The organism is Bradyrhizobium sp. CCBAU 45384 (assembly GCF_028128665.1).
In the GTDB taxonomy this organism is placed as follows: domain Bacteria; phylum Pseudomonadota; class Alphaproteobacteria; order Rhizobiales; family Xanthobacteraceae; genus Bradyrhizobium; species Bradyrhizobium manausense.
Genome location: NZ_LBIZ01000067.1, coordinates 1 through 11,698, shown reverse-complemented (window position 1 = coordinate 11,698; position 11,698 = coordinate 1). Strand labels below are relative to the sequence as shown.

Annotated in this window: 10 protein-coding genes and 1 pseudogene; 2 read left to right on the top strand and 9 right to left on the bottom strand. The window is 63.0% G+C overall.

All coding sequences use genetic code 11. The annotated features are described in order from the left end of the window. Both XH80_RS03405 and XH80_RS03400 read right to left on the bottom strand, forming a co-directional pair. A pseudogene (locus XH80_RS03405) lies at positions 1-592 on the bottom strand (NF038122 family metalloprotease); the annotation flags it as partial. A gap of 142 nt (positions 593-734) precedes the next feature. Then, positions 735-950 carry a hypothetical protein gene (locus XH80_RS03400; protein ID WP_271597335.1) on the bottom strand — a complete coding sequence of 72 codons (216 nt, stop codon included), beginning with the start codon at positions 948-950 and terminating at the stop codon, positions 735-737. Positions 951-1,300: 350 nt separating this feature from the next. On the opposite strand from XH80_RS03400, the gene XH80_RS03395 reads away from it, so the two are divergent. Further along, positions 1,301-2,494: a CaiB/BaiF CoA transferase family protein gene (locus XH80_RS03395; protein WP_271597334.1), complete on the top strand. Its 1,194-nt coding sequence runs from the start codon at positions 1,301-1,303 to the stop codon at positions 2,492-2,494. Between the two features lie 327 nt (positions 2,495-2,821). On the opposite strand, the gene XH80_RS03390 is transcribed toward XH80_RS03395, so the two are convergent. From XH80_RS03390 to XH80_RS03360, 7 genes are all read right to left on the bottom strand, one after another. After that, positions 2,822-3,292 (bottom strand): outer membrane protein, encoded by a 471-nt coding sequence (locus XH80_RS03390; RefSeq protein ID WP_271597333.1) that lies wholly within the window; start codon positions 3,290-3,292, stop codon positions 2,822-2,824. Then, on the bottom strand, positions 3,283-3,618 hold the full coding sequence (locus XH80_RS03385; RefSeq protein ID WP_271597332.1) for a hypothetical protein: 336 nt from the start codon (positions 3,616-3,618) through the stop codon (positions 3,283-3,285). The genes XH80_RS03390 and XH80_RS03385 overlap by 10 nt, the downstream gene beginning before the upstream one ends. 182 nt (positions 3,619-3,800) lie before the next feature. Continuing rightward, positions 3,801-5,318 carry a tripartite tricarboxylate transporter permease gene (locus XH80_RS03380; protein ID WP_271597331.1) on the bottom strand — a complete coding sequence of 506 codons (1,518 nt, stop codon included), beginning with the start codon at positions 5,316-5,318 and terminating at the stop codon, positions 3,801-3,803. A gap of 13 nt (positions 5,319-5,331) precedes the next feature. Next, on the bottom strand, positions 5,332-5,874 hold the full coding sequence (locus tag XH80_RS03375) for a tripartite tricarboxylate transporter TctB family protein (protein WP_271597330.1): 543 nt from the start codon (positions 5,872-5,874) through the stop codon (positions 5,332-5,334). Between the two features lie 136 nt (positions 5,875-6,010). Then, the gene (locus XH80_RS03370) at positions 6,011-6,997 is read right to left on the bottom strand and encodes a Bug family tripartite tricarboxylate transporter substrate binding protein (protein WP_442869103.1); all 987 of its coding nucleotides are present in this window, start codon (positions 6,995-6,997) and stop codon (positions 6,011-6,013) included. A gap of 130 nt (positions 6,998-7,127) precedes the next feature. Beyond that, entirely contained in the window at positions 7,128-7,925 is a 798-nt protein-coding gene (locus XH80_RS03365; RefSeq protein WP_271597329.1) for an enoyl-CoA hydratase/isomerase family protein, read from the bottom strand. Between the two features lie 24 nt (positions 7,926-7,949). Continuing rightward, the gene (locus tag XH80_RS03360; RefSeq protein WP_271597328.1) at positions 7,950-9,149 is read right to left on the bottom strand and encodes a pyridoxal-phosphate-dependent aminotransferase family protein; all 1,200 of its coding nucleotides are present in this window, start codon (positions 9,147-9,149) and stop codon (positions 7,950-7,952) included. 201 nt (positions 9,150-9,350) lie between these two features. Here XH80_RS03360 and XH80_RS03355 point away from each other — a divergent pair. After that, on the top strand, positions 9,351-11,698 hold a 2,348-nt coding region (locus XH80_RS03355), incomplete at its 3' end, for an FAD-binding and (Fe-S)-binding domain-containing protein (RefSeq protein WP_271597327.1).

Here is an 11,698-nt window from a genome sequence, read left to right as displayed (position 1 = left end):
AGTTGCCCAGATAGTAGCCCGTCCCGATCTGGATCAGGGATGTCGTGCCATAGGATTCGATGATGACAGGATTGTTCAGCGCCAGATGGAAGCCTAGCGCATCCAGCTGATTCAGGTCGGCCGCCGTGAGTCCCTGGATCGTGGTGGTCGTATAGAATTCATTGAATGGAACGTTCGGCCCCTGCACGCCGCTGTTGAGGAAGTCGCTGGGGTCGGAGTTCTGGCCGTAGTCGGCGAGCTTGGTGTTCCCACCGTCGAGCGAGAAATACGCCGCGGGCGCGGTCGCACCGCCCTGGAATAGTCGGACGCCGGGGCTGCTGAATCGGAACAGGTCCAAGACATCAGGCGCTGCCCCATATGGCACGCGGCCCATTGCATGGGTCAACTCGTGGAGCGCGACACCAACCAGTAGATTTGGATTGATATCAGTAGAGAAATACGCGCTGGCGTCGTCGGTCGTCGTGTCGTTGGCGCAAATCACACCCCAAAGCTTCAGCTGCGCATTCCAGACAGCGACGTTCGACTGTCCCTGGATCGCTGTCCCGCTCGGGAGGCTGTTGAACGTCGTGTCACCAGAGCCGGCGTTGTTCACCAGCTCCGAGTGAACCCATGAATAATTCTCGTAAAGTCCGCTGTCGGGTCCGGCCGCTGCACCGTCCCCCCGTGCCACTGTAGTCGATGTTGATGTTAACGGTAATTTTGTCGGTAATATTGGCCGCGAGGATCGCAACTGCCTACTGCAGGCCGTTCTTGAAGCTCGCCGGCGCAGCCTGCGCCGCCGCGTCTAGGATCAGGTTGATGGTAATGCCACCCGAGTTGACCGATATGACCGAGCCGGTCGTGGTGGTCGCGGTGGAAGTGGTTCCCGCGGTGTCCGGGAAATAGCTTCCCTGAATGCTATTGCCGACAACCGTATAGAACGGATCGTCGGAGAGCAGTTCATCGCTCAATGTTCTCATCGTGGTGTCTCGAATCGGGCTTCAGTCGACCGCTCGCCGGCGGCCATGAGGAGGACGGGTCCTCGGCGCCAGCCCCATCAGGCTCGGGCGTCAGGATTCGGCCCCCACGTTAATTTGTGGTTCATGGAACCAGCAATGCGAGCGTTAGCAGGGCCTTTTGTCCACAAAGCCTCGGTCGATTCAACCCGGACAACTACCGCCGAGAATAAGGTAACATTCGGACAAAGCTACTGAATTCCGCGGTACTCGGGACCTACTGCTCTGCTTCAGGCATTGAATTCCCGCTCGAATTGACCGATCAAAATCACTAACCCTTCCCCGTGCGTTCACCGGAGTCCGAAATGCCCTTTCCTCACGCTTCTGAAGCCCTATCGCGCTTCACTGTGCTCGATCTGGCCCGCGTCCGCTCCGGGCCGACCTGCGTGCGCCAGCTTGCGGATTGGGGCGCCAACGTCGTCAAGATCGACGCGCTGACCGACGATGCCAGCGGCGAGCAGCCGGGCGGGCCGCGGCGCGGATCCGACTTCCAGAATTTGCACCGCAACAAACGGGCGATGACGCTGAACCTGAAGGACGAGCGCGGGCTTGCCGTGTTCAAGCGCTTGGCCGCCAAGGCCGACGTCGTGGTCGAGAATTTCCGCCCTGACGTAAAGAAGAAGCTCGGTATCGACTATGAGAGCCTCGCCGCAATCAACCCGCGCATCGTCTATGGCAGTATCTCCGGCTTCGGCCAGGACGGCCCCTATCACAAACGGCCGGGCTTCGATCAGATCGCACAAGGAATGGGCGGGTTAATGTCGATCACGGGCGCGCCGGGCGAAGGCCCGATGCGGGTCGGCATTCCCGTTGCTGACCTCACGGCAGGCCTGTTCTGCGCCATGGGCATCCTCACCGCGCTGCTCGAGCGCGAGGTCTCCGGCAAGGGACAGTGGGTGCAGACCTCGCTCCTTCAAGCCCAGATCTTCATGCTCGACTTCCAGGCAGCGCGCTGGCTGATGGAGAAGGAGGTCGCCAAGCAGGCCGGCAACAACCACCCGACCAGCATCCCGACCGGCGTGTTCAAGACCTCGGATGGCTACATCAACATCGCCACCACGGGCGGGCGGATCTGGGAGCGCTGCGCGCAGGCGATCGGCGCACCGGAGCTCTATGCCCATCCCGACTATGCGACCGCCCCTGCCCGCTCCAAGAACCGCGACGCGCTCAATGCCGAGATCGAGAAGCGCACCGTCACGAAGCCGACCGAGACCTGGGTCCGCGAGCTCAACGATGCCGGCGTGCCCTGCGGGCCGATCTACGCCATCGACCAGATGTTCGAGGACGCGCAGGTCAAGCATCTTGGCATTGCGCAGGACGTGCCGAACGACGAAGGCCGGCATATCCGGCTGGTCGGCCAGCCCGTGACGCTGTCGCGCACGCCGAGCAGGATGGTGGCGCGGCCGCCGGAATTCGGCGAGCAGACCGACGAGGTGCTGAAGGAGTTCGGCTTCGACGCCGACGAGATCGCCAAGCTTAGGGAAGCCAAGGTGGTGTGAGCGGCTACTCTTATGTCGGCTAGGGAAAGCCCGGCGGTCTGGCCGGGCTCTTTCACCGCGCCGGTGAGTCGCTCAGGTGCCGCCAGTGCAGCGTCGGCGAAGGCGCCTTCGATGCCGGCGCAATTGGTGTAAATGTGGCTTCCGTGTCAGGATGTTTTCCTTCGGGAGAACGCGTTGATTGTTTCGGTCCGCGTCCTGGGTTCGAAGGTCAGTCGATCGGAGGACTCGGCCGGCGGAATGGCACGCGCGATGTTCGGGCGGAACGCCACACCAAAAACGACAAAGTCCGGCGCGAGGCCGGACTTTGCTTCGTGTTGACACTCGACTTCAGTACTTCGCAACCACCGAAGACGGGCTGAAAGCGTAATTGAATCCAGCTCGCAACACATGATCGTGGAACGAGACGCTGGTCGAATTGGCGGTCCCACCGAAATAAGTGGACGATCCCAAGTCAATATAGAGATATTCGAGCTTGGCTGACCAGTTGCGATTGAACTTCTTCTCGACGCCTGCGCCTGCGGTCCAACCCCAGCGAGTCTTGCTCTCTGAAACCGCCGCACCAACAACCATTACGGGCGCACCGATGGGCGTGTTGCTGTTTCCATCAAAGAACTGCGCGGTCAGCGTCGCCTGAGTGCCGAACTTGACCTCGCCGCCAGCCGAACCACCAGTCGCATAGAGCAGCAGGCTGGGATCAGCCAAAGGCCCGGCGCGACCGCGGAAGGTCGCAAACCACGGGAAATCCGTGCTGTTGCTGGTCGAGCCGGAAAGGCCAATCGAGCCGATCCTTACTGCCACCAGCGGATCGATCGAACGTCCACGCTCGCCGGTGCCTGAATATCGGCCTCAAGACCCAAGACCCATTTCGGATCGACCTGCCAGTTATAGCCGACCTGGATGCCGCCAAGTCCACCATCAACGTTTTCTCGGACATTCACCCCGAGCGGTGAGGTTGGCAGGACCGAAGCATTCGAACGGCCCCAGCTGTAACCACCATTGGCGCCGGCGTAGAAGCCGGTCCAGCTCCAGATCGGATCGGCCATGACCGGAGCTTTTACATATGGCTTCGCAGCGAGATCCGCCGCCAGTGCGCCCGTCGCGAACAGCGACATCGCCGCTGCCATCCCAATCACAATCCGCCTCATGGCAATTCCTCTTCAAATTTATGAGCGGAATATACCGGACTCTGCGGGGTCGCTGTGCCGCGCCGGCCACATCCCGAAGCAATCGAACCTACGTGGCGGCGACCGCCAAACATTATCGCCCTTTCTAAGCTATTGATTTTAAACAACGACGGTCTCGCGGGCTAGCCGGATGTCGCTCTAGTCCGTTGCGTCAGTCCGATGCAGTTCAGTAGCCCATCGATGACAGGCCAAAACAGCAGCGCGATCGCGAGCGTCGTGATCGAGCCGACCAGGCCATTCGACCAAAACACTTTCATGTCGCCGCCGGCGCCTATCATCGACAGGCGGAAAGCGTCCTCCGCGCGGTTGCCGAGCACGAGCGCCAGCGTGAACGGCGCCAAGGGAATACCGATCTTCTTGAAGACGTAGCCGACAACACCAAAGCCGAGCATCAGCCAGATGTCGAACATCGCGTTCTGGATCGCGTAGGCGCCGATGGCGCAGGACACTACGATCATCGGCGCGATGGCCGCGAACGGCACGCGCAGGATCGAGGCGAAGATCGGCACAGTCGTCAGCACCAGCACGAGACCGACGACATTGCCCAGATACATCGAGGCGATCAGGCCCCAGACGAAATCCTTGTGCTCGACGAACAGCAGCGGGCCCGGATTGAGCCCCCACACCATCAAACCGCCGAGCAGGATCGCAGCGGTGCCGGAGCCGGGAATGCCGAGCGCCAGCATCGGCAGCAGCGCCGAGGTGCCGGAGGCATGTGCCGCCGTCTCCGGCGCGAACACGCCTTCGATGCGGCCCTTGCCAAAACTCTCCGGATTCTTGGCGAAACGTTTTGCCAAACTGTAGCCCATGAAGGACGCAGCGATCGCGCCGCCCGGCGTGATGCCGAGCCAGCAGCCGATGAAAGAGGAGCGCAGCAACGTTACCCAGTATTTCGGTAGGTCCTTCCACACGCTCAGCACCACGCGCAGCGAGATGCTCGCCGCGTGACCGCGCAGCGCCAGCCGTTCCTCCATCGTCAGCAGAATCTCGCTGATGCCGAACAGGCCGATGACGGCGACCAGGAAGTTAATGCCGCGCAAAAGCTCCGCCGAACCGAAGGTCATGCGCAGCTGGCCTGACACAGTGTCCATGCCGACGCCGGCGAGCAGAAGGCCGAGCGACATCGAGATGACGGTCTTGTGCCTGGCTTCGCGGCCCAATCCGACGAAGGAGCAGAACGTCAACAGATACACCGCGAAGAACTCGGGCGGGCCGAACTTCAGCGCGAAGGACGAGATCATCGGCGCAAGGAAGGTCATCAGCAGCACTGCGACCAGCGAGCCGATGAAGGAGGACGTGAACGCCGCGGTCAGCGCCTCGGCCGCCCGGCCCTGCTGCGCCATCGGATAGCCGTCGAACGTGGTGGCGACCGACCAGGCTTCGCCGGGGATGTTGAACAGGATCGAGGTGATGGCGCCGCCGAACAGCGCGCCCCAATAGATGCTGGACAGCATCACGATCGCCGAGGTCGGATCCATCGTGAAGGTCAGCGGCAACAGGATGGCGACGCCGTTCGGCCCGCCAAGGCCGGGCAGCACGCCGACAAAGATGCCGAGCACGAGGCCGAGCATCATCAGCACGAGCGTCTTCCACGTCAGCAGGACGGCGAAGCCGTGAAGCAGGAGACCAAGAGCTTCCATCGCGGAGGCCAGCCTAGTAGCCGAAGGCCGCTTCGAGCGGGCCCTTCGGCATGATGACGTCGAAGGCGACGTCGAAGGTGACGAACATGATCGCCGTGAACACGAGGGCGGTGAGCAGCGACTTCCAAAGCGCGATCTTGCCGATCGCCCGCATGAAGCCGGCGATCAAAAGGAAGCTCGCGACATAGAGGCCGAGGAACTGCGTCACCAGGCAGAACAGCAGCGTCGGCACGAACACCGCAAGCACGCGGCGCGCCTGTGCGCGCGTGACGAAGGTTTCGGATATCGCGCGCCGCGCCAGCAACGCGACGATCAGGCCATAAAGGCTAGCGCCGCCGAGGACGAGGGAGAGATAGAACGGGAAATAGCCAGGCTCCGGCCCGGTCGAATCCCAGGACGCACCGGTGCGCCAATTGTCGTAGCCGAGGATGGCGGCGAGCGCGAGCAGCAGCAGGCAGACGATCAGTTCGACGGTGCTGGTCGGCGTGACGGACGGGGAGTTGTCGTCAGGCGCGGTTAGATCGTCGACGACGATTTCAAGATCGGTTTGGGACATGCTCTGCCAGATCGAGTTGCGCTGTCGTCATCCGCGAAGGCGGATGATCCAGTACGCCGTGCAGAAGCCGTCTTTCGTCGCATTCTGTGCCATACTGGATGCCCCGCCCTTCGCAGGGCATGAGGTGCGGGTGTGATTACTTCGCGACGAAACCGGCTTCCGTCATCAGCGATTTGTTCTGGGCGTCGTCCTCCTCGAGGAAGTGCACCATGTCCTTGCCGGTGAGGAAGATCGGCTTCAACGCCTGCTTCTCCATGTATTCCCTGTATTCGGCGGTCTGCGTCACCTTGTGGAACAGCTCGACATAGAACGCCTGCTGTTCCGGCGTAACCTTGCCTGGCAGGAACATTGCGCGCAGCATCAGGTACTGGACGTCGACGCCCTCCTCCTTGCAGGTCGGGATATCGGCCCAGGACTGCGTGTCCGTCACCTTGGTGGTGTAGGAGATGCGCTCCTTGTCGAACACGCAGAGCGGACGCACCTGGCCGGCGCGCCAGACTTCGAGATTTTCGGATGGATTGTTGACGTTGGATTCGGTGTGGTTGCCGACGAGCTGCGTGGCAGCCTCGCCGCCGGACTTGTAGGGCAGATAGGAGAACTTCGCGCCGGTCTTCTGCTCCAGGAACACGGTCAGCACGTGATCCTCGCGCTTGGACCCGGTGCCGCCCATCTTGAACGGCGAGCTCGCCGCCTTCGCAGCCGCGATGAACTCCTTCACCGTCTTGGGACCGGCGGCATTGTCCCACAGCACGAACTGGTCGAGCGCGATCACCGAGACCGGGGTCAGCTCGCGCCAGTTGAACGGGATCTTGGCCGAGAGCGGCAGCATGTAGATCAGCGAATAGGCGATCAGCACCTTGTTCGGATCGCCCTCGCTGGACTTCATGTACATCAGCGCTTCCGCGCCCGACGCCCCGCCCTTGAGCGAAACCACCATCGGCTGCTTCATCAGATTGTTCTTCTGGATCGCGGCCTGCATCATCCGCGCCATCTGGTCCGAGGCGCCGCCTGCGCCCGCCGCCACCACGATCTCGACGGGTTTGGTCGGTTCCCAGCCGGCGACGGCCGGCGCACTGAACAACAAGGCCGTCGCAGCCCCGACGGCCTTCACTGGAATACGCACGAGTATCGTCCCCTGACTATTGGCTTTGTGATGCCGGGAAATTTATCGATGCATTGTGCGGACTAAGGGTTGCGAGTTCAAGCCGGCGGACATTCCGGCCCCATATGACTTTCGGCTTACGAAGCACGCGCTACCTGCCCTTCCAGTTCGGCGTGCGCTTGTTGAGGAAGGCGTCCATGCCCTCGCGAAAATCTTCGCTCATATAAGCCTTGAGGATCAGGTCCTCGCCCTGTTCGCGCGACAGCGTCGGACGGATGCGACGCACCGCTTCCTTGGTCGTTTCCAGCGTCAGCGGCGCATGGCTCGCGACGAGCTTTGCGGTTTCATCCGCGCGGCGCTGAAGAGTCTCGACGTCAGGCACGATTTCGGTGAGGAGGCCGAGCGCGAGCGCTTCCTGCGCCTCGACCAGGCGCGCCCTGAAGATCAGATCCTTGGTGCGCGCAGGTCCGACCAGCGCGACGACGCGGCTGATGTTCGACATCGACAGGCAATTGCCGAGCGTGCGTGCGATCGGAAAGCCCATGCGCGTTGTTTCAGTGCCGATGCGAAGATCGCAGCAGGCGGCAATGCCGGCGCCGCCGCCGGTGCAAGCGCCCGCAATGGCCGCGATCACGGGGACGCGGCACTGTTCGAGCGTGCCGAGCACGCGGTCGATCCGCGCCTCGTAGTCGAGCGCATCCTGCGCCGTCTTGAAGGCCCGAAATTGCGAGATGTCGGTGCCCGAGGCGAACGCCTTGTCGCCGGCACCGGTGAGGATCAGCGCCTTGATCGAACGATCGGCATTGATCTCCTGGCAGATCTCCGCCATGCGGTCATACATGGCGAAGGTCATGGCGTTGCGCGCCTGGGGCCGGTTGAAGGTGATCCGCGCGATGCCGTCCGTGACGGAGTAGAGCAGGTCTTCGTTGGCAGTCGCAGGTAGGTTCATCGCGCTATCACTTTCCAAGTTAGTTCAGGCCACCTGGGCCTGGGCCATCGGCACCGCGTCACGTCCCTTCAGGACGTCCATCGCTGCCAGCACGCCGCCGCTCCGATGAGGAATCTCTGCAAGATCCAGGCCCATCTCGACGCCGGCGAGCGTGCCCATCAGCATCAGATCGTTGAAATGACCGATATGGCCGATGCGGAACACCTTGCCCTTGACCTTGTTGAGGCCGGTGCCGAGCGACATGTCGAAGTTTTCCAACACCACCTTGCGGAAGGCGTCGGCATCAAAGCCGTCAGGCACACGCACGCCGGTCAGCGCCGGCGAATGCGCGGCGGGATCAGCGCATTGCGTCTCCAGGCCCCAGACCTTGGCCGCGGCGCGCGTCGCCGCGCTGTGGCGCTTGTGGCGAGCCCAGACATTCTCGAGGCCTTCTTCCTCGAGCATCTTCACGGCTTCGCGCAGGCCATAGAGCAGATTGGTTGCGGGCGTATAGGGGAAGGTGCCGAGCTTGTTGAAGCTGATCACTTCCTGCCAGTCCCAATAGGAGCGCATGCCGGGATTGGCTTTGGCGACGTTGAGCGCCTTCTCCGAGACGGCGTTGAAGCCGAGACCGGGCGGCAGCATCAGGCCCTTCTGCGAGCCGGCGACCGAGACGTCGATGCCCCAGGCGTCGTGCTCATATTCCATGGAGCCGAGGCCGGAAATGGTGTCGACCATCAGCAATGCCGGATGCTTGACGCGATCCAGCAGCTTGCGCACTTCGAGCGGCGGCGTGACGCAGCCGGTCGAGGTCTCGTTATGAACCACACAGACCGCCTTGATCGCGTGCTGCTTGTCGGCCGTAAGGCGCTTCTCGACCTCGGCAAGGTCGGCACCATGGCGCCAGTCGCTCGGGATGAAGTCGACCTCGAGCTTGAACTTGTCGGCGATGCCGCGCCACAGCACGGCGAACTGGCCGGTCTCGCACATCAGCACCTTGTCGCCGGGCGCGAACACATTGACCATCGCCGCCTCCCAGGCGCCGGTGCCGGACGAGGGGAAGATGATCACAGGCTGCTTGGTGCGGAACACCCGCTGCATCGAGGCGAGGACCGCAAAACCGAGCTCGGCGAACTCCGGACCGCGATGGTCCAGCGTCGGCATGTCCATCGCCCGCAGCACGCGGTCGGGCACGTTGGTCGGTCCTGGAATCTGTAAGAAATGCCTTCCAGTATGCACGGTCATAGGCGTCCTTCCTGGTCTTTGAGGCGGTCTTGCTCGAGCGTCGGCCCCGCATTGAGGGCTCCGGCGAGCCGCTCGCATATCACTATTCGCCGGGCTTGTCCCTCGCCCGGCGGGGTCCGTCAATGCACAAGAAGCAGGGCTCGCTTGCCAAGGGTCGTGACGGGAGGCAAGACGGTGCCTGCGAACAGGCGAGAGCGGATCATGGCGACGGAAGTGGCTGGAAAATCACCGAAATCGGTCCAAACGGAGCGTCTGGCGGCACGTCTTGCCCGGGACATCACCGGCGACGTCCTGTTCGATCGCTTCAGCCGCGGCCGCTACGCCACCGACGCCTCGTTCTACCAGATCATGCCCTCGGGCGTGGTCGTCCCCAGGACCATGGACGAGGCGCTGCGGGCCCTGGCGATCGCGCGTGATGAGGGGGTCAAGGTCACCCCGCGCGGCGGCGGCACCTCGCAATGCGGCCAGACCGTCAATGACGGCCTGGTGGTCGATCTCTCAAAGCACCTCAACAAGATCCTGTCGCTCGACGTTGCCGGCCGGACCTGCGTGGTCGAGCCCGGCATCGTGCTCGACGACCTCAACCGTCAGCTCAAACAGCACGGCCTCTGGTTTCCGGTCGACGTCTCCACCGCCTCGCGCGCCACCATCGGCGGCATGGCCGGCAACAATTCCTGTGGCGGCCGTAGCTTGCGCTACGGCACGATGCGCGACAACACGCTGTCGATGGAAGCCTCGCTCGCCGACGGCACGCTGAGCCGCTTCGGCGAGATCTCGCCCGATCTCTCGGACAGCGATGCCAGCGACAGCGTGCGCGCCCTCGTCCGCGACATGCTCGATCTTGGCGCGCGTGAAGCCGACGAGATCGCGGCGCGCTTTCCAAAGGTGCAGCGCCGCGTCGGCGGTTACAATCTCGATGCGCTGGTGCCGCGCAACGCGCGCAACAACATGGCGCATCTGCTGGTCGGCTCGGAAGGCACCCTCGCCTTCACCACCAAGGTCGAACTGAAGCTCTGGCCCGTCATCCGCAACAAGGCTCTCGGCGTCTGCCATTTCGGCAGCTTCTACGAAGCGATGGATGCGGCCCAGCATCTCGTCAAGCTGAAGCCGATCGCAGTCGAGCTGGTCGATCGCACCATGATCGCACTCGGCCGTGACATCGCGATGTTCCAGCCGATCATCAATGCCGCAATCAAGGGCGACCCCGACGCCGTGCTGGTGGTCGAGTTTGCGGAAGAGGATCAGGCTGACAACCTTCTGCGCCTCAAGCAGCTCACCGAGCTAATGGGCGATCTCGGCTTCGGCTGGAATAATGATACGCGCAAATGGGGCGGCGTGGTCGAGATCACCGAACCCGCGCTGCAGAGCGGCATCGCTGATTTCCGCGCCGCCGGCCTCAACGTCATGATGTCGATGAAGCAGGAGGGCAAGCCGGTCTCCTTCGTCGAGGACTGCGCCGTGCCGCTGCAGCATCTCGCGGACTACACGGCGCGGCTGAACGAGGTGTTCGCGAAGCACGGCACCAGCGGCACTATGTATGCGCATGCCTCCGAAGGCTGCCTACACGTGCGCCCGGTGCTGAACCTCAAGCTGGAGAAGGACGTCAAGGCGATGCGCGCCATCGCCGAGGAGGCGTTTGCGTTGGTGCGCGAATACAAGGGCTCGCATTCCGGCGAGCATGGCGATGGCATGGTGCGCTCGGAATTCCACGAGGTCATGTTTGGCGAGCGCCTCGTCGCCGACTTCCGCAAGGTGAAGAAGCGCTTCGACCCTGAAGGCGTGCTCAATCCCGGCAAGATCGTCGACGCGCCGAAGATGGACGACCGCTCGCTGTTCCGCTTCATGTCGGATTATCGCGTCAAAGAGCTCAAGACGAAGCTCGACTGGTCGGCCTATCCCGGCGCCGGCGGCGGTTTTCAGGGCGCGGTCGAGATGTGCAACAACAACGGCGCCTGCCGCAAGCTCGAGGGCGGCGTGATGTGCCCGTCCTACCGCGCCACGCGCAACGAGAAGGACGTCACGCGGGGCCGCGCCAACAGCTTGCGGCTCGCGATCTCAGGCCAACTGGGCCTCGACGCGCTTGCGTCCGACGAGATGATGGAGACACTAAAGCTCTGTGTCTCCTGCAAGGCCTGCCGCCACGAATGTCCTGTTGGCGTCGACATGGCCAAGATGAAGATCGAGGTGCTGGCGGCACGCGCCGCCTCGCACGGCCTGACCTTGCGCGATCGCCTCGTCGGGTATCTGCCGCGCTATGCCGGTCTCGCCGCGCGCTTCGCACCGCTGGCCAATTTGCGCAACCACAGTCCGCTGCTGCGAAAGCTGTTCGAGCGCTTTGCCGGCATCAGCGCCCGCCGCGCCCTGCCCGCCTTCCGCAGCGACATCTTCGTGTCGTCCGCCGAAACGGCCGGGCCGGAGGGCGGCCGCGAGGTCGTTCTTTTCGCCGACACCTTCAATCGCATTTATGAGCGCGAAAACCTCGACGCCGCCCTGCGCGTGCTGACGGCCGGCGGCTATCGCGTGCACATGCCCAAGCCCCCCAGCGGCAG